This is a genomic window from Candidatus Avedoeria danica, from assembly GCA_016703025.1.
Taxonomy (GTDB): Bacteria; Chloroflexota; Anaerolineae; order Epilineales; family Epilineaceae; genus Avedoeria; species Avedoeria danica.
Genome location: JADJCV010000004.1, coordinates 286,265 through 309,619 on the forward strand (window position 1 = coordinate 286,265; position 23,355 = coordinate 309,619).

Genomic DNA, 23,355 nt, shown 5'->3' on the forward strand with positions numbered 1-23,355 from the left:
CTGAGGAGCCACGGATGACGAACGACCGGGTCAGCGTCCACGTCTTCGACCGCAGCGGCCAACTCGTCGGCCCGATCGACGTGCCGCGCGTCGTGAAGACGGACGGCGAGTGGCGCGCCCAGCTCACGGCCGAGCAGTTCGCGGTCGCGCGCGGCAAGGGCACGGAGCGGCCGTTCTGCGGCACGCTGCTGGACAACAAGCGATCCGGCGTCTACGCCTGCGTCTGCTGCGCGCTGCCGCTCTTCAGCTCGGGCGCCAAGTTCGACTCCGGCACGGGCTGGCCGAGCTTCTTCCAGCCCGTCGCCGAGGCGAACGTCGTCACCGAGGTCGATCGCAGCCACGGCATGTCGCGCTCGGAGATCCTCTGCGCCCGGTGCAGCTGCCACCTCGGCCATGTCTTCCCCGACGGGCCGCCGCCGACGCGGCTGCGGTTCTGCGTGAACTCGGAGTCCCTCGTGTTCGTGGACGACGGGGCATTGGCTGGCCTCGGGGTGTCGGAGGTCTAGGCGGACACGGCGACGGGCCTCGGCAACGGGTGCATCGCAACACGGGTGCATCGCAACCTGTAGGCCGCGTCAGCGCAGATCGAACAGCGCGTCGGCCACCTCGATTGCCCCCTCCCACCCCCATCCGTGGTCCTCGACCGACCACCACGCGCTCAACACCGCCTGCGCCGCGCCCCAGGCCGCGAGCCGCTCGCGATCGAGCGCGAGCGACTCGGACAGGATCGCGATCCGACGCGCCGAAATCTGCCGTGCCCGTCGCTGCCCGCCCGACAGCAGCCACGGCAGCGGGTTGCGCAGCAGCGCCCCGACCTCGTAGGCCGGCTCGCCGAGGACGCCCTGCGGGTCGATCGCCAACCAGCCGGAGGGCGAAGCGTCGTTCTCTTTGGCTTGTGTGCCGGCGCTTGAGCGGAGGATGTTGCCGTGGTGCAGATCGCCGTGGAGGAGCGCGGCCGGTGCCGACCCCGCGATCAGCTCGGCGAACGTCGCCTCGGCGCGCCCGACGAGACCGGCCGGCAGCGGTCCGGTGCCGCCGTCGAAACGGGCGCGGAGCCGATCGAGGCCGCGCGCCCGGTCGGCGACGGTCGGCCACGCGAAGGCCGCCGCGACCGGCGGGCGGCAGAGGCCCCGCATGACCTCGGCCGCCGCCCTCGTCGCATCGTCGTCCCGACCGGCATCGACCCATTCGGTGAGCGACGTGCCCGGCAGGACCCGCCGCAGGAGCAGCACGCCGTGTGCCTCGTCGGACGCCAGCAGCTCGACCGCGCCGCGGCCGCCGAATGCCTGCAGCGCGGCGCGTTCCGCCGCAAGGCCGCGCCCGGGCGGTGCCGCCTTGATCACGACGTGCGACCCGTCGTCGCGCACCGCCGGGGCAACATAGGCGTAGCTGAGCGGTGCGAACGGCGGCTCGACGGTGAGGCGCCACCGTTGGCCGCATGCGACGAGGAGGGAGGGGAGGCCGTCGAGCCACGTGAGGGCGGCTGGGCCGTGGATATCGTGAAGGGTCTGGCGGAGAGTGGGCGGAATCGGCATCGGGGGATCCTCCTCGACTTGCGACGATGCGCCACCGGCGGATCACCCGGCGATGCATCGCGGGCCTACAATGACGACGCCTGATCAAGCCGCCCAGGAGCGCACGTGAACGCCACCGCGACCGAAGCCGCGTCCATCGGACACGATGCCGACCACTACGCCGAACTGCCCGTCTGGGCCGTCGTCGGCGCCTCCAACGCCCGGCACAAGTACGGCAACCGGATCTACCGCACCCTCCGCGAGGCCGGCTACCGCGTCTACGCCGTGAACCGGCATCAGGCGATCATCGAGGGCGACACGGCCTACGCCCGCGTCACCGACCTGCCGGAGGCGCCCGACGTCGTGAACCTCGTCGTGCCGCCCGACCGGGCGCTGGCCGTCGTGCAGGACGCGCACGCAGCGGGGGCCAAGGCGGTCTGGTTCCAGCCGGGCGCCGAGGATGCCGCCGCGGCCGCTTGGGCAACGGCCCACGGAATGGATGTCATCCACGCCTGCATCCTCGTGGCCCACAACCGGCGCGGGCCGGGGGCGGGCGCCGGAGACCGTACGGACGGGTGATCTCGTCCGACCCATCCGGGCCGCGCCCCTACCGGGCGGCGGTCTCGAGGCGTACCTCCACCCGTCGTCCACGGATCGTCGCCGCGCCGAGCGCCGTGACGACGGACGCGGCGATCTCGTCGGGAACCTCGACGATCGCGAACCGATCCGCGATCTCGATCGCCCCGATGAGCCGTGGGCTGACGCCGGCCTCGTTCGCGATCGCGCCGACGAGGTCGGCCGGGCGGACGCCGGCGGTGCGGCCGGCGCCGATAAAGATCCGCGCCACCTGCCACGGCGTCGTGCCGCGGCGCCCGCGGCCGCCGGCGCTCCCGCCGCTGCTGAACGTGCCCCCGGCACCACCGCCGAAGCCCCCGCCGCGCGCCGGCCTGTCGTCGCCCCGCGGCCGGCCCTGGCCGCGCCCGCTCGGCGGGGCGTAGGGCTCGCGCATCATCGCCGCCGGGATTTCCTCGGCGTCGCCCGCCCCGGCCTGCGCCGCGTGCGCCAGCTTCACGGCGGCCGCGGCGATGTCCATCACGTCGTAGCTGTCGGACAGCGCGTCGACGATCACCCGGAAGGTGTCGAAATCGCCCTCCTCGAGCGCCTCCTCGACGGCGGCGCGCGTCTGCTGCATCTGCCGCGCGCGCAGGTCGGCGACGGTCGGCACGGTGGCTTGCTCAATCCGCTGACCGGTGAAGTGCTCGATGTTTCGCAGCAGCCGGCGCTCGCGCGGCTCGGCCAGCGTGATCGCCATGCCGGCGCGGCCGGCGCGGCCCGTTCGGCCGATGCGGTGGAGGTAGACCTCGGGCGAGACCGGCACGTCGTAGTTGATCACGTGGGAGACGTGCTCGATGTCCAATCCGCGCGCCGCGACGTCGGTGGCCACGAGCAGGTCGGTCGTCTCGTCGCGGAAGCGCCGCATGACGCGGTCGCGCTGCTCCTGCGACAGGCCGCCGTGCAGCGCTTCGGCGCGGTAGCCGCGGGCGTTCAGCGCCTCGGTCAGCGTGTCCACTTCCGTCCGGGTTCGGCAAAAGACGATCGCCGAGCCGGGCGGCTCCATGTCCAGGATCCGCCCGAGGGCGTTCAGCTTGTGCGCCCGCTGGACGAGGTAGCCCACCTGCGGGACGAGGGGCGCCTCGCCCGCCGCGGCGGCCTCGCGTTGGACGTTGATCGTCACGGGCTCGCGCAGGTGCCGCTTGGCCAGCGCCGCCACGCGCGGCGCCAGCGTCGCCGAGAAGAGGACGGTCTGGCGGGTCGCGGGCGTCGTGGACAGGATGGCCTCGAGGTCCTCGGCGAAGCCCATGTCCAGCATCTCGTCCGCCTCGTCCAGCACGACGGTCCGCACGCTCTCCAGAACGAGCGAGCCGCGCTTGAGGTGGTCGACGGCGCGCCCGGGGGTGGCGACGACGATGTCGACGCCGCGGTGGAGCGCGCGCAGCTGTTGGCTGATCGCCTGGCCGCCGTACACCGGCAGGACGGAGACGCCGAGGGCCTTGCCGTAGCGGTGCAGCGCCTCGGCCACCTGGACCGCCAGCTCGCGCGTGGGCACGAGGACCAGGGCGTGCGGTCCCGGACCGACGAGGTCGGCGCCTTCGGCGCGCAGCGCGCCGAGGATGGGCAGCGCGAAGGCGGCGGTCTTGCCCGTCCCGGTGGCCGCCTGGCCGACGAGGTCGCGGCCGGCGACGAGGACCGGGATCGCCTCGCGTTGGATGGGCGTGGGCTCCTCGTAGCCGAGGTCGGACAGCACGGCCAGGAGGCGGGGGTCGAGGCCGAGGTCGGCGAAGGCGGAGGGGGGCGGGGTTTGGGGCAGGTCGGTCATCGTCAATGGCCTCGGGTTGGCGTGCCGGGGGCGTCCGGTCGACCGTCTACAGTAGCACGCTCGGCAGGATTGGGCGCGGAACTCGACCATCATCGGCCGGCCGGCGATCACGGACTGCCCGTCGACGCCTCCTTTTTGAGCACGGGCAGGTGGATGCGCCCCCCCTGTCCTTGTCCCGGCTCCTTCGTCGCCTCCGGGGTCACGGTCGGCCCCGCTGACGTCGGCCGCGGTCCGGGCGGCGTGGCCGTCGGGATGGCGACCGTCGGGCCGCCGGGCCGCCGCGTGGCGGTCGCCGTCGCGGGCCCCGGCCGTGTGGCAGAGGGCGTCGGGCCGGCCGTCGGCACGGTGGCGGACGGCGAAGGTCCGGTGGTCGGCGTCGGCGTGGGCGGCGGCGGCGAGCCGACGCTCGGGCCGTCGTAGCGCAAGCTCGTGCAGTTGCCGGCGTGGTCGCAGACGGACATCGACGCACCGCTCACGACGTACGTCGCGTGGCACCGGATCACGGCCGCGTACGTCCGTGCCTTCAGCCGATCGCCGGCTGCCCCGTCCGCCAGCTGTTCGGCCAGCGCCAGGTGCCACGGCGAGCGGTAGGGCGCCGCGTCGACGACGACCGCGTTGCCGCAGTCGCCCGGCAGCTGCACGTGGCTCGCGTCAAGGCTGAAGTCCTCGAACCGCAGCTCGAAGCCGATCCCGCCGTCGTCCGGCTGGGCAAACCCGCCCAGAAAGCGCGGCGCCAGCGTGTCCACGATACCGCTCCACAGCGCCTTCGGCTCGGCGTCGAAGTTGAGCAGGGCGTCGACGCCGCGGGCCTTCACGTCGTAGTAGCCCTCGACGCCGGACGGCAGACCGGTCGACCACGTTGCCGCCTCGATCGGGTCGGCGCCGAGGCCGGCCACCGTCGCATCCGTCCAGCGCGCAGCCGCCAGCGCGGCCACCTCAAGCGGCGGGAGGGCGCGGCGGTAGACCCGCAGATCGTCGAGCGCATAGCGTTGGGTCGGACTCTGGTGGACGAAGCGCAGCTCGGCGGCGCCGGCGCCCACACCGGAGCCGCCGGTGATGACGTCGCTCCGCAGCAGCACGCCGTCCTGATACGTCGACAGCGCGCCGGCGACGTCGTCCCAGACGACGACGTAGTGGTGCCAGCCGCGCGCGTCGCCGACTTGCGCCGGGTACACCAAGTCGTGGATCTCGGGCGACAGCCCGCCGCCGTCGAACCCGACGGTGTTGCCGCCGTACGCCAATCGCCCCTGGTTCATGTCCTCGAGCCACAGCGCGATCGAATACGACTCGCCGTCCGCCGGCAGCCCGCCCGTCGGCGCCGCGACGACGAAGCCGTCGGACGCCGGCGTGAGCTCGAGGGCGCCGGCGCCGACGGTGCCCGCGCGGGCGTGGTTCGCGGTGTCGTCGGCCGTGAACGGGCGATAGACCGCCTCCGCGCCAAGCGCGCCCGCGTCCGCCAGCGCGCCGCCGGCGACGATGTGCGGTTCGTCGAAGCCGAGGTGCAGCGTCGGGCCGAGACCCAGGATCGTCGGCCAGTCCGCGGCGGCGATCCGGCCGCGGGCGACGAAGACCTCGTCGATCGCGCCGTCGAACGCCTCGCGCGAGGCGGGGTCGCCGGTCAGGCTGGCGGTGCCGATGAGCAGCGGGCTGTCCGCATCGGCGGTGGCCGGACGATCGCCGGCGACGGTCTCCACCAGGCGGCCGTTCACGTAGAACTCGGCGTCGTTGTCGGCGGTCAGGTGGACGGCGACGTGCTGCCAGACGCGGGGCGTGATCACGTCCGGTGCGCTGTCGTAGTCCTGGACGAACCAGCTCGTCAGCCTCAGCCGGCTGCCGCTCAGGCCGAAGCTCCAGCCTTCCGCGTTATCGGTGCGCGGGCTGGAGACGATCCGGCGGACGGGGCCTCGTCCCTCGGGCCGGATCCAGGCCCCGACGGTGAAGTCGCTGGTCAGCGCGCCGATCGCCGGGTCGTGGGGCAAGGAGAGGCCGTCATCCGCGCCGTCGAAGCGCAGCGCCTGGCCGCTCCGGCTGGCGATGCCGGGCTGGGGGCAGTTCGGGGCGGCGCAGGCGGCGGATCGGCCGGCGACGAGGTCGGCGTGGCTTTGCGCGGATGCATCGGCCGCTTGGCCGCTCTTGTCAAGGGGCAGGTAAAGCAGGACGTTGTCGGGCAGGCCGCGGTTGACGAAGGACGAGCCGTGCCCGAAGAGCGGCTCAAGGGTAACCTGCACCCGCGCAATTCCAGCGACCGTGTCCTGGGCCTCCAAGCCGCTGGGTTGTTCATTGGCGGTCCCTAGGAGCAGCGACGAGGCACCGAGATACCCCAGATCGATAGGAATCTGTTGCGTCGCCTGCGCCACGTCGGCAACACTCGTCCCTTTGGTCCCTTTGGTCCCTTTGGTCCCTTTGGTCCCTTTGGTCCCTTCTGTCCCCCCCCCACCCACCCCCGTTAGCTCCGTCGCCGGATCCGTCGAATCCAACTGGAACGGCGGAATCGCCAGGACCGTCGTCGTGCCCACGCGATCCACCGCCGTCACCTCGCCGCTGAACGTGCCCGTCGGCTGGTCCATGCGCAGCGTGTAAGCCAGGTGCCAGTTGCCGCCGACGACGATCGCGCGCTGCAGCGGCGGCTCGCCGAGCGGCACGCCGTTGGCGTCGCGGACGGTCACCTCCACGTGGGCCACGCCGCTGCCGGGGTCGGCGCCGATCGGCGGGTCGGTCACCGTGCCGGCCAGGCCGAGCGTCCAACGGGCGGGGTCCGCCGGGTCGGCGGTCGGGCGGAACGGCGCCTGCGGCTGCGGCGCGAGCGTCAACGCGGGGGCCGTGCCGTCGACGATCACGTGGAAAGGCGCGCCCGATCCTCCGGACGACCGGTGGTCCTTCACGTTGCCGACCGCGTCGACGGCGTTCACCGTGACGTCGTAGCGGCCCTCGACGGGCGGGTCGAACGTGGCGCACATCGTGCTGCCGTCCACCGCGTCGCGGCACGGCAGGCCCCACACGTAACTGACAGGCTGGCCCGGTCGCTTGAACTCCAGCACCGCGAGCTGCGCGGCAGAATGCACGTCGTGCGTGTCGATCGCGAGCGTGCTCGGTTCGCCGAGCGGCACGTACTCGCCGGACTGCGCGAACGCAGCGGTCGGCGGCGTGCCGTCGACGGTCAGCGGGGCGGTGCTGCGCTCATCGATCCAGGTGTTCTGGAAGTTGAACAATCGGGCGATGTCCTCGTCGTTCAGCGCCGACTTGTAGAACGTCACCTCGTCCAGCCGGCCGCGCCAACTGCTGTTCGCGCTGCCGCCGACGGTGACCTGCGGCGGGGTCGCGGGGCCCGTCACCTTCGGCAAGCCGGTGGCCTGCTTGACGAGCGAGCCGTTCACGAAGAGGTCCATCGCCTCGGCGTTGTCGCGCAGCGGGTCGGTCGTGCGGCGGAACACGACGTGGGTCCAGAGGTTGGGCGGGATCTCGTGGTCTGCGACCACGGTGTTCGTCTTGCCGTCCGACTCGACATAAGCGTACGGCCGGCCGTTGAAAAGGCCGAAGAACGGGTTCCGCGCCCCGCTGTCCGCTGTGACGATCGGCCGGAACACCTGGTCGCCGACGGCGCCGCCCAACGCGTCGCCCAGCACCCAGGCCGACAGCGTGAACTCGCTGCCGTACAGGTTGAACTGCCCTGCGTCGCCGATGATCGCGCGGTCCGACGGTTCGACGAACTGGCGCGACTCGTTGATCTGGCCCGCGGCGAGCTCGGCGCCCCAGCTGAGGGTCTCCGGCCGCGGGTCGTCCATCGTGAGCGTGTGATAGGGGACGCTGTTCATCAGGGTGCGCACGCCCGCCGTGTCGAGGAAGCCCTTGCCGACGACGACGTCGTCGATCAGCCCCTCGTACGGCCGCGCGCCGCCCTCGGCGCTGCCGATCGTGAGGTTCAGGCCGGGCAGCACGCCCGTGAACAGCGGGCCGACGGCCGCGCCGTCCACGTACAGCTGCCCCCTAGCGGTGGGTTGGCGGCGGTCCACGGTGACGACGACGTGATGCCAGTCGGCGCGCGCGTACTCGTTCGTCGGGAACGCGAACGGGAAGCCGTCGCCCTGGCCGAACCAGAAGCGGACACGGTCGGGCTTGCCGGCGACGGGTACGGCGCGAAGCTCAGCGGCGACGGTGTCCTGGAACTTGGCCGACAGGAAGGCACCGGACTGCTGCGCCATGCCCGGTCGGACCCACGCGCCCATCGAGTAGCCGCTGGCGGTCGCCGTCTGGAGGTAGCTCACGAGCAGCGCCCAGGCTTTGGCATCCGTGATCCGGTCGTCCACGCCGTCGAAGCTGGCCGCCAGGTTCTCGCGCCCGCGCACGCCGACCGTCGGGCAGCCTTGCCCTTCGCACGATGCGCTCGATCCGCCGACGTAGTCCTCGAAGCGCGTCTGACCCGGTACCTCGTCCAGCTTATAGCGCACGATCGTCGAGTTGCTCTCGACGAGGTCGGTGATCTGGGCCTGGCTCAGCGCCCGGCCGTAGACCTCGAGGTCCCAGATCCGGCCGGAGAACGGGGTGACGGTGTGCCGCTGCACCCTGACGTTCGCGCAGCCGTCGGCGCTGATCGCCTGCGCCGGCTCGGTCAGGTTGCCGTGGATGTCTTCGTCAAGGTCGTAGATCGACAGGTAGTCCAGTCGGGCCCCTTTGCCGGTTGGCCAAGCGGCGGAGAAGCTGCGCTGGAAGCGCACCGGTTCGAGCAGCTCCGTTTCGCCGGGCGGTGGCAGCGTCACGAGCGGCCACTCGGGGCGGGGGCGGGCAGGGTCGTCGGCGGTGATGGCCAGCATGTACTGCCCCCGACCGACGGGGCACGCGTTCAGGACCGGCAGAATGGCGTAGTTGAACGCACTGGCCGAGCCGACGAGGAAGCCCTCGGCGCTCCGCGGCACCATGCCGGTCAGCACCAGGTCCTCTTTGTACGCCTGGTTGATGTAGAGCTTCGCCCGTTGGGCCGCCTTGTCGTAGCTGACGGCCACGTGGACGTCTTCGTTCTTGTTCACGTAGGCCTGGGTGGACGTGGCCTCGCACCACCCGTTGTCCGGGTCCGTGCAGCCGAAGCCGAAGACGATGCGACCGTCCTCGACGAGGAGCGACGGGAAGGCCCGGCGCGACATCTCGCTCGTCGACTTCGGCATCCACGGCCCGCCCTCGCCCGGCTGGTCCCGGCCGGCTTCGGCGCCCATGATCCCGTGCCGCACGCCCCCCGTCGTCCCGATCCAGCTTTGGTCCCACCAGTTCAGCCACGCGGCCACCGTGATGTCCCCGCCGTCGTACCGCGCGCCCTCGGCGCTGATCGGGCGGTTGTTCGGGTCGCGCGTGTTTTGGTTCAGGACGAACGCCCGGTCCAGGTCGTACAGGATCGAGGAAGCGAAAGCCTTGTCCTCGAGGTTCCCGAGCGGCACCGTCCGCCGGTCGATGGTGGCCGCCATGTCCTGTGCCACGTCGTGGTCGCCCGACGCCGCGTCGGCGCGCACGGTCATCGGGTGCAGGATCTTCTGCTCCGCCGGCGTCTGGGCGTTCTCGACGGCCGGGCCAAGGGTGAAGTTCTCGTACGGCGGCGCGTCGCTCGTGAGGACGTCCGGGACGTCCACCTTCAGCAGCCCCACAACGTTCTTGCTCAGCAGCCGGTTCGTCAGCGCCGTCTTGTGCACGATCCGCTGGCCCGGCGCGACGACGCCGTCGTCCAGGTTGTAGATCCCGAGCATCTGGAGCTTGAGCCGCGCCTCGACGTTGTCGCCCGAGCGCAGCGGCTCCCGCACGATGACGACCTCGTCGATCCGCCCCTCGAACGCCTCCGTCACGCGCGGCGGCACCGCGCCGGGCGACGCGTTCGTCGTGAAGACGCCGCCAATCTGGAGCGGCTCGCCCAAGTCCGGCCGCGCGCCGTCCTCGGGCGATGTGACGGTCTTCTCCGCCCCGTCCGTGTCGCTGCCCACGAGCCGCGCGGCGAAGAACTGCACCCTCGTCGATACCTCGCCCGAACCCGGGTCCACGACCCGCTCGGCCGACGCGGCCACCCACGTCCACTCGTCCACGCCGATGCCCATGGCGGGGGCGATGAACTCCGCGACGTCGTAGAACGTCAACACCAGGCCGTCGTCCCTGAGCCCGAACCCGAAGCCGTCGGAACGGGCGTCGCGCGACAGGCCCACAATGCGCTGCCGGCCGGTGACGCGCCCGGGCATGATCCACGCGGAGACGATGAAATCGTTCGTCAGCGCGCTGATCTCGGGCACGGTGCCGAGCGAGAAGTGATCGTCCACGCCGTCGAACAGGGCGGAGTTGCCCATCTGCGCGCTGTGGCCCGTAACCGGGCAGCTCGGGGCGGTGCAGTAGCCATTGAACGGGCTGCCGGGCTGGGCGGTGTCGGGAACCGTCGTCGCGCCGCCGGGCTCGTCGAAGCGCATCAAGATGGACGGCGCGGTCGGCTCGCGCAGCTCGGTGGAGTAGTTCAGCACGCGGCCGTCGTTCACCGTCCACGGGCTGAAGCCGAGCGCCTGCTCGCGGCCGTCGGGAATCCCGTCGCTGTCGGCGTCGCGGTTGCGCGGCGCCGGGAACACCCAGGTCGAGTCGCCCTTCGTGTTGTACGTGATCCGCCACCCGGCCAACTCGGCATCGTCCCGCAGCCCGTCGCCGTCCGTGTCGGCCAGGAGGGGGTCCGTGTCCCGGCGCAGCTCGGCGGCGTCGCCGAGGCCGTCGCTGTCCGTGTCGGAGCGCAGCGGGTCCGTGCCGATCTGCTTCTCGCGCAGATCCGGCACGCCGTCCCCGTCCACGTCGTGTGTGCGGTCGTCGGGGTCGAACGAGCGGTGGAGGCCGTCGCCGTCCGCATCAGCCAGGACCGGGAACGTCAGCGGCCCGGTCTGGCCCCAGGCGAGCGCCTGGCCCCGCTCGTCGGGCGGCCCCTTGGGGGTGAGCGTGTAGAACGCGTCGAGGGTCGTCGGGAAGACGTCGAAGGCCAGGCCGAGGTCGATGAACTGATCGTCCGAGCGCGTCTTGACCCAGCATGCCGCAACGCCGAGGCCGGCGCACTGCTGGACGTTGATCTCGAACGCCTCGGCCAGCCAGGCGTTCACGGGCTGGTTGATCCCGGTTTCGTTCGCCAGGGCCGGCGTACCGATGACGTCGCGGTCGAAGTGGAGCACGCGGTCCGTGACCGTCCAGTCCATCGTGTCGCCGATCTTCACGCTCGGCATGCTGCTCGGTTCCTGATCCGTGGTGACGGCGTAGGCGAACGCCGATTCCTTTGCGTGGCTTTCGTCGAACTGGTGGGGGTATTCCTGGCCGATGCCGTACGGTTCGGTGCGGGTGATCGTGTTGCGCACGGTGAGCTCCACGTTCAGCGTCGCGTCCGGCACGAACGCCTTTACGGGATCGTCCAGGTACGGGCTGAAGCGGCGGAACGTGAGGCGGTTCGGGTTGGAGAGGTCGACGACGTCCGTCTCGTCGTAGATCGCGGTCGCGATCGCCTCGGCCAGCAACCCCTGGATGCCCATGCAGGCGCCGGTCGCGATCACGTCGTCCTCGTCGGGCGGCCAGGCGCTGCAGACAAGGGTGACGAAGGCGTCGATGAGGGAGATGATCGCGACGGCGAGGGTGCCCCAGCCGGTCAGGGCGATCGCGGCGAGCACGCCGTCCAGCAGCGACTCGGCGACGACGTCGACGATTTGATCGTTGAACTCGGCACCGCCCACCTCGATGCCGGAGCGCGCCACGCCCTCGAAGAACAATCCAAACGAGAGGCCCGTGCTCACGAGCCACCCGACCGCGCCCGAGACGCGCTGGGACGCGCTCGTGTCGACCTCGCGCAGGAACGCCTTGAACGTCGGGCTGCTCGGGTTCTCCAGTTTGAACGCGTTGAACGCCTGCTTGAGCCGGTAGAACTCGATCATCGCGTCTGCCGCCTGAATCCCCTGCAGCGTCAGCCCGACGACGTTCTCGGCCGTGACGCCGACCTCGGGATCGACCTCGGCGTTCACGAAGCTGCCGATGAGCGTGGACATGATCAGCGCGCCGCGCAGCGCGGTCGGCCCGTGCGTGGCGAGGCTCTGCTTCCACTCCGTGAACGTGTCGTCGGCGAAGTCGCCAACCGCCTCCTCGATCGCCTCGTCCGTCGTCTCGCCGAGCTTCATCCGCCCGATGGCACCGCGGAAGCTGTAGGGCTCCGCCTTCAAGCCCACGAAGCTGTTGATCCGGTTGCGCCGCTTGTGCTCCTTGTACTCCTCGATGAACGGCTCGCTCGTCTCGATCACGAAGTCGATGATCCGGTCGCCGATCTCGTCCTTGGCCAGCGCCGACAGCTCGCCGATCCGGGCCAGCTCGACGTCCTCGGGCGTCTCGCCCGCCGTCAACGTGAGGTTGCCGATCTGGATCACCCGCGCCACGCCGGCGAACAGCCGGGTGTACGCCACCTGCGCGATCGCGATGTCCGCCGCCGTCTCGTACCGCCCCTCGGCGCCGCGGGCCGCCTGGTCCTTGAACGCCTTCAGCGGCGTGAGCACCTTCTCCATCCGCCGCCAGTACTCCTCCAGCGGGACCATCGTCCAGCCGGCCACGGTCACGTCGTAGCGGTACGGCTTCCAGCTCATCGACGCGGTCGTCGTCGCCTCGACGCGGGCGGGGTCGAGGTGGAGGGCGACCGTGCCGCCCGATAGCGATGCGAGCGCCGGTGCGCCGCCGTCGGGCGCCGCCGCATCGAGGTTCAGGCTGCGGCTGCGCGACTCGGTCGCCAGGAGCAGCGTCGGGACGAGCGTCGTCTGCGGGTTGCCGGCCAGGTCGGGGACGTCGCGCGTGCCCTCGGCGAACTCGGCATTCAAGATCGACGGGATCTCCGTCGCGCCGAGGGCGCCGAGGCCCGCCGTTCCGTCGTAGCGGAACGTGCGCACGTTCAGCGTGTCGGGGGCGATGTTCCAGCGCTCGACGTCCGTGTAGTCGCCCGGCTGGGATTCCCAGCGCTTGGCGATCTCGGTGACCGTCATCGTCCGCGCGCCGACTTCGTTCGTCCGGTTGCCGACGAACGTGCCCTCGAGCCCGTTGGCCAATGCCCAGAGATCGTCCTCGACCTCGAGGTGCTGCGCCGTCTCCGGATCGGCGTCCGTCTGGACCCGCTCGTCGACGGCCGGATCCTCATAGGCCACCGCGACGTCGATACCGTGCTCCTCGCGCACGCCGACGCCCGTCAGCCGCCATCCTTCGTTCGCGTACTGATGGACGACCTGCATCTCGCCGTCGTCGTTCACCATCGACACGAGCCACAGCACCCGGACCTCGTGGCGCAGCGTCGCGCTCGCCCCAAGCCGATAGAGCATGCTGGCGTTGAACGCCACCGGCGCGCCCGTCTGCCTGTCGACCGTCCGCACGAGCGGCGCGATCGCCACGAGGTTGCCGTCGGCGTCCTCGTGGACCGTGATCTGGTAGCTCTGCAGCGGCGCGGCGTCGATCATGTCGATCTGGTTCGACCCGCCGCCGAAGCCGCTGACGATGTTGCCCAGCGGCGCGCACGCCACCGTCTTCGTCCCCTCGTCGACGGTGATCACGTGCTTGCCGTCCACCAGATCGACCGCGTTCGTTCCGCCGAGCGTTCGCGTCACGTTGCCCTGCAGGCCGGCGATCAGCAGGTTCTCGGCGCCGAACTTCCCGCACCGCCCATCGCGGATCCGAACGTCGTAGCGCTTCGCCAGGTCGGCGAACGCGAACACGAGGTCCGTCCGGGCGGGACCCTGCTGCGCGATCTCGAGCGTGGCGACCTCGTCGACCTGCGCGGGCGTCGTGCGCTGGAAGGCCACCGCGATCGTCGTCTCGCCTTCGATGAGGCTCGGGATCGGGGCGCAATACGGGACGATGCCGACCTCGAGGACGGCCACGTGCTGGCCGTTGGCGAGGTGGCCGAGCGTGGCGACGGTGGGCAGCGGTAGGTGCTGCGCGTCGGTCAGGTTAACGGCGCCCGTCGCGACGGTGCTCCCGGCGGCGCTCCCGGCGGCGCCGCAGCGGCCCTTGACCACGGAGAGCGTCGCCGCGTCGCCGATGAGCGCGTCGAGCGTGGCCTGCGCGGACTCGATCGTCGTCTCGTCCTGCATCTTGTTGCCGAAGACGACGCGGCCGACGACCTCGCCGGCGTTGTCGAGCGTCACGCTGGCCCGCGCCGACGTGCGCGGGAGATCCGTCGAACCACCGGGGAGCGTGATCTCGAGCATCGGCGAGACGCGCATGTCGCCGCTGAACGCCGGGTCGGACGGATCGGGGTTCAGCCCTGGCGTCGCCGGGTCGACCGGGAACGTGTTGCCGATCGTGTTGTCCAGCCGGCGCTGGATCTGGCCCTGGACGTCGCCCGTCGGCCAGTCCAGGACGTTCTGGGCGAACGAGAGCTGCTTCGCGTTCGTCGGCCGCAGCTGGATGTCGACGACGACCGGCATGCCCGGCTGCAGGCCGGCGATCTCGAGCTGCAGCGGGTTCGCATCGTCGAACACCGTCGTCGCGCCGACGAACGGTGACGTGTCGAACCGGTTCGGCACGCCGTCCCCGTCGTTGTCGATGCTTTGTACGTCGGGCGCGTCCTGCACGCCCGAGTCAACGCACGCGAGCGTCGGTGTCCACGACGACGCGTACGGGTCGGGCGGGTCCGGCATGTCGCGCATGGAGGGGCACTCCATGCCGTCCGGTATCCCGTCGCCATCGGAATCTGGGTTCCGGGCGTCCGTGTAGCCGCGCCCGGCCGCGCCGAGCGCATAGCCCTTGATCTCCGTAGGGTCGCCGATCTCGTCCCCGTCCGTGTCCACGCCGTTCGGCGCCGTGCCGATGTGCAGCACCTCCTCGCCGTCCGTCAGCGTGTCGCCGTCCGTGTCTTTCTTGGTGGGGCTCGGGCAGCCGCTCGCCGCTGCGTTCTTCGCGCGCTCGGCGGCCGTCCACGGGTCGGACGGCTCGGCGACGGGGCACAGGATCGTCTCGTCGTAGTCGGCGATGCTGTCGTTGTCCGTGTCGGGCGCGGCGTCGCTCGTGCCCCACAGGCGTTCGAGCGCCGCGCTCAGGCCGTCGCCGTCGCGGTCGACGATGGCGCCGGCGGGGGCCTGGGCGGCGGCGCGGGCGGGGGGCGCGGCGGCAGGGGAGCCGGGCGGCGGGGCGAGGTCGGCGGCGACGTCGTAGCTGGGCGTCAGCGGGTAGGCGTAGGCGGGCGTCGCACTCGAAGCTGCGGCGAACATCGCGGCCGACGTGGATGCCGACGTCGGGTCATTCGCTTCGGCCGCATGCGCCGTCCCGGCCGGCGGGAAGCGCTCCAAGAACCGGGCCATCTGCCGCGTCGTGAGCGCGGTCTGGACGAGCGGCATCACGGTCAAGTGGGCCACCATGACCGTCGCGACGATCTGGTACGCCAGGCGCGGGCGCCGTCGCCGGAGCGCGAGAAGGGCGTAGCCGAGCGCCAGGACGAGGACGAACAGCGCGGTATCGGCGGCCAGCGAGGTCGCGACGGCTGCGGTTGCGCCACCGGGCGCATGATCGGCGACCCATGCGAGCGGGTGGGTCCAGAAGTCGCCGGCAGCGCCGACGGCGCCGGCCGCCGCGGCCGCATCCCCGTACCCCGTGAAGTCCGTCTGCACCTCGACCGTCGTGCGCGTCCCGTCGCGCGCCTGTGGGTGCTCCATCGTCAGCGTCATCCGCAGCGGCAGCCCATCGCCGTCGATCCAGGCCTCGCCGCGGGTGGCGACGTTCATGAAGCGGTCGACGGTGCCGAGCCGCACACCGGCGGGCAGTTCGCCGTGCGATCGGAGGTAGTCCGTGGTGAGGTCGCGCATGTACGTGGCGTACGCCTCGCCGTCGAGCGCGAACGCGTAGCGCTCGAACGACACCTCGCGCGTGGTACCCGAGGCCGTCGGCAGCTCGCGCGTCTCGGCTCCCAGCGGGCGCACGTGCTCGGCGGCCACGAGGAAGGAGGCCGCGTCGCCCGTTTGCGCAAGGCCGCCGTCGATATCGTCCAGCGCCTGCCACTCGCCGCCCTTCACGCGTGCGCTGGCGGCGACGCCGTCGAGGCGCACCTCCAGCGCTTCGGCCGGGTCGCCGATGGCGGCACCGTCCCGCCACAGCGATAGCTCAAGGCGCTGTGCCCGGCGGTCCGCTGTGCCGTCCATGAACAGCGTCGTGACCTTGGCCTGTCGTCCGGCCGACGTGATCGCGGGAGGCGGCAGCGTGGTCTGCGTCAGCCGGGTTTCGAAGGCGTAGCGGCCGACGCGCTCGGTGCGCTGCCAGGCCGTGCGCAGGATGGAGGCGGCGTCGGCGTGGACGCGGTCGGGGGACGGCGGGGCGACGACAAAGGCCGCCAGGAGGGCGGCCAGGAGGGAGGTGCGGAGGGCGATGTGGGTGCGGGGGGGACGCGTCATCGGGGGCTCCTTGAGCCGATCGGCGGGGGGGCACGCGGGGACATGCGAAGGGCTGACCGGCGAGCGCGATTGTGGCGGGGGTGGCGGGGGTGGGTCAAGCGCAGTGGCGGGCAATGCTCTTTCGGATGGCCGAAGTGGCACCATTGTCAGTGAACGCGTGGGACATGTCGGTGAAGCAATTGGGGTGGAACTCGATTGAGATCGTCGACGTCATCGACCCGGCGACGCCGCGCTGGGTGGGCCGGACGTCCCTGCACGCGGCTCCCCAAGGGCGCGGACTGGCCGTGCTCGACCCGTACGTGTATCTCGCCGACGGTGGCCTGCGAGTGTTGGACCTGAGCGATCCGGCCGCGCCACGCGATGTCGTGACCGTCGAGCTGCCGCCGCAGGCCCGGAACGGGGGCGGAGTCGCGGTCGACGCACGAACGAGCATGCTGTACTTTGCCAGCGCCGGTCTGTTTGCGTACGACCTGGCGGACCCGTCTGCGCCTCGCATGGTATCGGGCCGTCTCGAAGAGGAGACGTACGACTCGAACATCCGTGTTGGCGACGGTATTGCCTTCGTGTTCATCCCACGGGGGTTTCTCCCTTCGAAGCTGTACGCATTCAGCCTGAGGGATCCCGCCCGTCCGCAGCGATTCCGTCGGGCGATCGTGACCGGGGCACGACGTGGTTTCACGTCGGCTTGCAACACGGTCAGCGTGTCATCGCTGCGCGGAAGTTGTGCGTCGACACTAACGACCATGCAGGTCAACGTGCGGCAAGGGCTATTCCGTTGAACCGCTGCCGGCTGCCGGCTGCCGGCAATCCCTCCCGCGTTCGTGAGTACACCGGGTGGAGGGAGCAGGGACGGGCGGTCCAGCCGGGGCTTGGCCTATGACGTCGTGGTGGTGTGGCCCACGAGGACGCGGTCCGGTGCCCAACTGGCTTGCGACCGTGTATCGTTCACGGTATGTGCAGCGTGGAGGATAAGCGAATGTTCAAAGTGACCGTCATGCTTCCCGACGAGATCCGCGACGCAGCCGGCCGACAGGGCAAGTCCGTGGAGTTGCTCGTCCAGCAACTCGTGGATGCGTATCTCGAGGAACGGGACGATGACGCGCTCGTGGAGGACCTCAATGCCCGCGAAGCGGCCGGTCTCTCACGCGTGCGCGAGTTCGCTGCGTTCGCAGCTGAATTGGGCGCCGACGAGAACGACTGATGGCGACCTATCGCGTCGAGAATGATCCTACCGTCGTCCAACCCGTGATCCTCCCCCTCCCCCAGACTTGGGGGAGGGGGTCGGGGGGTGAGGGCCTTAGGCCGAACGGCTGCGCGAAGTTCTGACGGTTGTACGGAAGCTGCCGGGTCACCGCCATGATCAACGAACACGACCGCATCGCTCGGTCCCGAATCGCAACATGGAAGCGCCCGGACTTTCAATATTGAGTCGTCCGGGCTTTCTATGGTGAAACCCAACCGGTTTCAATGTTGAAACGCCACACGAATCAACATTGCATTTCCAACCCACTCCACTTGCCGCGCCCGCCTCGCGACCGGCCACACGGTTGGACTGCGCTGGCTGCAAGCAATCCAATCGATCTCGCCGTCTATACCCGCCGTACGTCGCTGTCGTCCCCTGCCACCCCAACCACCCCCGGCAAGCCCTCCCGCGCCCGCTCCCGCGCCCGCGAGTACGCCGGCCGCCCCCCCCGCGGCTTCACCGCCAAATACGGCGCCGGCCACCACTGATCGTCGTGCCCGTACTTGGCCGCGGCATGAAGCGTGAGGTACGGATCGCTCAAATGCGGCCGCGCCATCGCGCACAGGTCGGCGCGGCCGGCGGCCAGGACGGTGTTCGCGTGGTCGGCATTTTGAATCGCGCCGACGGCCATCACCGGGATGCCGACCTCCTTCTTGATCCGCTCGGCGAACGGCACCTGGAACATCCGGCCGTAGTCCGGCAGCGCGTACGGCGCGGTCTGGCCGGCCGAGACGTCGACGATGTCGCAGCCGTGGGCGGCGAAGGCGCGGGCGATCGCCACCGCGTCGTCGCCGTCGTTGCCGCCGTCGACCCAGTCGGTGGCGGAGATCCGCACGCTCATCGGCTTTGCGGCGGGCCACGCGGCGCGGACGGCGTCGAAGACCTCGAGCGGGTAGCGCAGGCGGTTCGCCAGATCGCCGCCGTAGTCGTCGACGCGCCGGTTGGACAGGGGCGATAGGAACGACGAGAGCAAGTAGCCGTGCGCGCAGTGCAGCTCGAGCATATCGAAGCCGGCGTCGACGGCCAGCAGAGCGGCGCGGACGAAGTCGGCCGTCACGGCCTCCATGTCGGCGCGCGTCATCGCCCGCGGGACCTGGCTGAACGGGTGGTACGGCACGGCGGAAGCGGCCACGATGTCCCAGTTGTGCCACGGCAGCGGCTCGTCGTAGCCCTCCCAGCCGACGCGCGTGCTCGCCTTCTGGCCGGCATGGGCGAGCTGGAGGGCGATCGCGGCTTGGCTGTGGCCATGGACGAACGTCGTGATGCGCCGCCACGCCTCGGCATGCCGCTCGCTCCACATCCCGCAGCAGCCCGGCGTGATCCGCGCCTCGGGCGAGATGTCCGTCATCTCGGAGATGATCAACCCGGCGCCGCCGATCGCCCGGCTCCCGAGGTGGACCATGTGCCAATCGTTCGGCAGACCGTCTTCCGACAGGTACTGGCACATCGGCGAGACGACGATCCGGTTCACGAGCTCGAGGCTGCGCAGCGAAAGGGGCGCGAAGATCGGCGTGAGCGGCGTGCCGTCTCCGGCCGTCGGCGCGCCCTCGACGTCGCGGAACACCTGGCGCACGCGGCCGATGAACCCCTCGTCGCGGCGGAGGAGGTTGTCGTACGTGATCTGCTTGGAGCGCGTGAGGAGGTCGAACGCGAAGCGGACGGGGGGCACGTCGATCCGCCCGGCGACGGTCTCGAACCAGTGCTGGCTCGTCCGCGCCACGGTCTGCGTCCGCCCGACCTCGACCCAGCGCGCGTCCTCGTACGCTTGCAGCGCGCCCGTCACCCCCCCCGGCCCGTCCACACCGACGGCGCACAGCGCGTCGACGAGCGCGATCGCGCTCTCCATCGCCAGCTTCGTGCCGCTGCCGATCGAAAAGTGCGCCGTGTGGGCCGCGTCGCCGAGGATGACGACGTTGCCGTCGTGCCACTGGCGGAGCGTGACCGTCGGGAAGGACCGCCAGATCGACCGGTTGGAGATGAGCGGCGCGCCGTCCAGCCAGTCGGCGAACAGCGCTTCCCCGAACGCGACCGTCGCGGCCTCGTCGGCGGTGTCCAGCCCGGCGCGGCGCCACGTGTCCTCGTGGCACTCGATGATGAACGTGCCGAGATCCGCCTCGAACGGGTAGGCGTGGGCTTGGAACAGGCCCCACTGCGTCTCGGCGAACAGGAACGTGAAGGCCGTCATCGGCCGCGGCGTCCCGAGCCACGTGAAGCGGCACGCGCCCCAGCCGACCGTCGGCCGGAACGCGTCGCGGCGCGCCTCCCGCACCCGGCTGTTCACGCCGTCGGCGGCGATCACGAGGTCGGCGCCGCCGTGCGTCGCGTCCGCGATGAACCGCTCAACGTCCTCGATGTCGCGCTCGAACTCCAGCCGCACGCCCAGCGCCCGGCAGCGCGCCTGGAGGATGACGAGCAGCTCGCGCCGCGCCAGCCCGCAGAACCCGTGGCCGGTGCTCGTCACGACCTCGCCGCCGACGTGGACGTCGATGTCGTCCCAGTACCGAAAGGCGCCCTCGATGGCCGCGTAGCTCTCCGGGTCCGCCTCGGCCAGCGTCTGAAGCGTCTCGGACGAGAAGACGACGCCGAATCCGAACGTCACCTCGGGCGCGTTGCGCTCGATGACGGTGACTTCGTGGCGCGCGTCGATGCGCTTCAGCAGCAGCGCGGCGTACAGGCCGGCCGGGCCGGCGCCGAGGACGACGACCTTGAGCGGGCGGAGCAGGTTGGGGCGGCCGTCCGCAGGCCAGGAGCGCGATGCTCGGCCGAGGGCGGGCGTCGTCGGCGAGGCGGGGGCGAGCATGGGCGGTCTCCGGGGCGGAACGATCGGAGCGGGCTGGGCGGCGGCCGGGGCGCGAGGTCGCCACGTGGGCGGGCGAGCCGGGGCCAGTAGGATAGCGAGCGGGCGGAGAGGGGCAAGGTGGACGATGGCGATCGCTGCCGCTGTGGCCGTGGCCGCGATTAGCACCAATCCGCCGCCATGCGGCCGTGCGACGCTCATGTATGGGCACCCCTTGTGGGTGCCCATACATGAGCGTCGCGATGGACGACACGGCCGAAACACGGTGGTGTGGTATTACGACGGCTCGCTTCACCGGCCGTCGCCGGTCGATGAAGCGAGCCAGGGTCTCGCGGGGTGGCGGTGGCACGTCGCCCTTGGCCCGCGCGCCGCACCGCTGACCGGGTCCCGCCGGACCCGGGCCGATGACCGGGCGGCTACGGCGCGACGGTCAGGTGGTACGTCATGTCCTGCGACGTGCTGCCGTCCACGTCGGCCGTGAAGTGCAGCTCATGCGCCCCCACCGACAGCGGCTTGACCATCACGTAGTAGCCGTCGCTGATGTTCGGGTTGCGCACGCCGGGCGTGTACCCGAAGTCCGTCCAGAGCGAGTCCGCGAGGAGGTCGAGGCTGAAGGCACCCGAGCTGGCGCGGTAGTCGAACAGGCCGGTGATCGCCTGGCCGTCCAGGGTCATCGACAGTCCGGTGACGTTCTCGGTCATGAACGTGTCCAGGAAGCCTTGCAGGTCGGCGGCGCTGCACGTGTCGGGCTCCTCGGATGCCCCGATCCACCAGCAGTCTTCGGGTGCCCAGACATCCCAGTTGATCAGCGGGACGAGCAGGGCCTTGTTCTTGGGCACGGTGAGCGTGCGCTCACCGGGGCCGCCGAACGTGCCGGCCAGGAACCACACGTTGCCGGCGGGCTGCTCGTCGGCATCGCCGTACGTGACGACGCCGCTGTCGGCGATCGGGCTCACGGCGTACGGATACTGGCCCATCCACGCCCACCACTCGCCGCCCCACGCGCCGAGCGACCGGCCGTGGGGATGGGCGTTCGGTGGGAACACCAGGGAGTTCTGGTTGGCGGCCTGGACCGGCCCGTTGACAGCCACGATCAACGCGGCGAGCGCGGCGAGGAGGGAAGTGATCAGCACGCGGGCCCGGACAAACCGGGCGAGGCGTTCGAGTTGCACGGGTTCTGTTCCTTTGTTCGTATGTTCTTAGATGTGCGGCATGCGATACAGCGGCGAGATGGGCGTACACATGTCGTGGGGCCGGCCGCCCACTGGGCCGTTCCGTGCCGACGGTACCTTCCTATCTATGATCTGGCCCTCCTGTCCTTGTGCGTCACCGCGGCCATCCGCGGCGACATCGTGGCGCCAGCATAGTCGGAGCGAGGCCGCGCCGGGAGTCCAGAAGGGGCCAATAAGGGGTCAGTTGTTGACGCGGACGTCCGCTCCCTACCGCCGAACGCCCCGTACCGCAAACGGCATGAACCCCCACCACCGCGAGGGCGTCGGCGAGGGCTCCGGCGTCGGCGTGTTCGTCACCGTCGGCGTCGCGCTCGGCGGCTCGGTCGCCGTGGCCGTCGGGACGTCCGTCGATGTCGGTTCCGTCGTCGCGGTGGCCGTTGCGGTTGCCGTCGCCGGGAGCGGGGTCGGCGTGCGCTGGCCGGCGCGGGGTGTTCGTGTCGGCTCGACGCTGGGCGTGAAGGACGGCTGCGGCGTGACGACCGGCGGCTCGTAGGCCACGCGGCGATCCGGATCGACCCGGATAAGCGTGTTCGCCTCGGTGTCGACGAAGTACAGGCGGCCGTCGGGGCCGACCTCGAGGCCGGCCAGGCGCCGGGCGTCCGTGTCCATCCGGCCCAGCTCGGCCAGCGTCGCCGTGTCGTACGCCACGATCTCGCCCCCGGTTGCCTGACCGACGAACAGCCGCCCCGCATGGAGCGCCACGCCCGACGGCTGCTTCAGGCCGCTCGCCACGACCTCGACCGTCGTGCCGCGCCACGTGGAAAGCTCGGCCAGCGGCTCGTTGTCGGGCTCGAGCGTCTCGGCACGCCGACCGCTGTCGATCTTCAACCGGATGACGCGACCGGCGCCCGGATCCGCGGCGTACAGCCAGCCGGTGGCCTTGTCGAGGGCAAGATGACCCGGAATGTCGGCCGTGTAGCCCACCTTCGCCTCGACATAACGGCGGACGATCCCGTCGCTGTGGTCATCCCAGCCCGGGCCGTGGTCGACGGCGAAGTCGTAGCGCACGAGATGGCCGTGCAGCCCGTCGAACGCCCAGTAGGCGTTGCCCGCTTCGTGCTCGATGCCCATGCAGTTCGGGCTCTGGTGGAGCATGTCGATATGGCTGCCCAGCCGCGGATTGGGGCCCTGCGCCACGTCGAACGGCCGCAGCGCGCGCGTCGCCTTGTCGCCCGGCCCGGAGCTCGGCAAGCAGGCGAACGCCCGCCCGACCGGCGCGGCGAAGCCGAGCGTGGCGGCAGGATCGACCGGCTGGTGGGAGCGCAGCAGCGCATCCATGTCCAGCGTCTGGTTGATGCGCGCATAGATGCTCAGGTCGGCCGTCCAGAGCGTCGGCCCCATGAAGTCGTTCGGGTTGTGCTGGCGGTTGTACGTGTTCCGCGACTCCTGGCAGGTCGCGAAGTTCCCGTAGTCGCCGAACGCGACGCTGCTGACCTCTTCCATGAAGTGGTTGCGGAACTTGTCCAGCCGCGCCTCGACCCGCTCTTGCGGCGTCCCGGGCTGAAAGTAGAGGACTGTGCCGTCCGTCGGCCGGTTCACCGTCCAGAGCTCGTACGGCCGCTCCGGGTTGAACGCCAGGTCGCGCGGGCCGGACAGGCCGTCGCGCTCGTCGCCGATCACCCGCAGGGCACGCTCGCCGGTCGCGCCGAACTCGGGGACGGCGGGGCCTTGTGCCGCGACGCGACCCAGCCCGACAACGGAGAACATGATCGCACCGCTGGCGATGACCACCCATCCCACCGCCCTGCGAAACCGATTCATCGTCCGTTCCATCGTCCGTTCCATCGTCCGGCTCCTTCGTTGCGC

Annotated in this window: 10 protein-coding genes; 4 read left to right on the forward strand and 6 right to left on the reverse strand. The window is 71.0% G+C overall.

The genetic code is table 11. From position 1 onward, the window contains the following. Positions 1-14: 14 nt before the first annotated feature. Positions 15-506, forward strand: coding sequence for a peptide-methionine (R)-S-oxide reductase MsrB (gene msrB, locus IPG72_04630; protein ID MBK6768306.1), 492 nt, complete (start codon positions 15-17; stop codon positions 504-506). A gap of 69 nt (positions 507-575) precedes the next feature. On the opposite strand, the gene IPG72_04635 is transcribed toward msrB, so the two are convergent. After that, the gene (locus IPG72_04635) at positions 576-1,535 is read right to left on the reverse strand and encodes a phosphotransferase (GenBank protein MBK6768307.1); all 960 of its coding nucleotides are present in this window, start codon (positions 1,533-1,535) and stop codon (positions 576-578) included. A 105-nt stretch (positions 1,536-1,640) separates the two neighbouring features. On the opposite strand from IPG72_04635, the gene IPG72_04640 reads away from it, so the two are divergent. Beyond that, the gene (locus IPG72_04640; GenBank protein ID MBK6768308.1) at positions 1,641-2,093 is read left to right on the forward strand and encodes a CoA-binding protein; all 453 of its coding nucleotides are present in this window, start codon (positions 1,641-1,643) and stop codon (positions 2,091-2,093) included. A gap of 28 nt (positions 2,094-2,121) precedes the next feature. Here IPG72_04640 and IPG72_04645 read toward each other — a convergent pair whose 3' ends face one another. Further along, the gene (locus tag IPG72_04645) at positions 2,122-3,891 is read right to left on the reverse strand and encodes a DEAD/DEAH box helicase (protein MBK6768309.1); all 1,770 of its coding nucleotides are present in this window, start codon (positions 3,889-3,891) and stop codon (positions 2,122-2,124) included. Between the two features lie 107 nt (positions 3,892-3,998). Next, the gene (locus IPG72_04650; protein ID MBK6768310.1) at positions 3,999-16,277 is read right to left on the reverse strand and encodes a hypothetical protein; all 12,279 of its coding nucleotides are present in this window, start codon (positions 16,275-16,277) and stop codon (positions 3,999-4,001) included. A gap of 125 nt (positions 16,278-16,402) precedes the next feature. On the opposite strand from IPG72_04650, the gene IPG72_04655 reads away from it, so the two are divergent. Both IPG72_04655 and IPG72_04660 read left to right on the forward strand, forming a co-directional pair. Then, on the forward strand, positions 16,403-17,056 hold the full coding sequence (locus IPG72_04655) for a hypothetical protein (protein ID MBK6768311.1): 654 nt from the start codon (positions 16,403-16,405) through the stop codon (positions 17,054-17,056). A 197-nt stretch (positions 17,057-17,253) separates the two neighbouring features. Next, complete coding sequence (locus IPG72_04660; protein ID MBK6768312.1) at positions 17,254-17,478, forward strand: hypothetical protein; 225 nt, start codon at positions 17,254-17,256, stop codon at positions 17,476-17,478. A gap of 388 nt (positions 17,479-17,866) precedes the next feature. Here IPG72_04660 and IPG72_04665 read toward each other — a convergent pair whose 3' ends face one another. From IPG72_04665 to IPG72_04675, 3 genes are all read right to left on the reverse strand, one after another. Then, on the reverse strand, positions 17,867-20,320 hold the full coding sequence (locus IPG72_04665) for a bifunctional salicylyl-CoA 5-hydroxylase/oxidoreductase (GenBank protein MBK6768313.1): 2,454 nt from the start codon (positions 20,318-20,320) through the stop codon (positions 17,867-17,869). Between the two features lie 413 nt (positions 20,321-20,733). Beyond that, positions 20,734-21,489: a hypothetical protein gene (locus IPG72_04670; protein MBK6768314.1), complete on the reverse strand. Its 756-nt coding sequence runs from the start codon at positions 21,487-21,489 to the stop codon at positions 20,734-20,736. A gap of 267 nt (positions 21,490-21,756) precedes the next feature. Then, positions 21,757-23,334 carry a hypothetical protein gene (locus IPG72_04675; GenBank protein MBK6768315.1) on the reverse strand — a complete coding sequence of 526 codons (1,578 nt, stop codon included), beginning with the start codon at positions 23,332-23,334 and terminating at the stop codon, positions 21,757-21,759. Between the last annotated feature and the right edge of the window lie 21 nt (positions 23,335-23,355).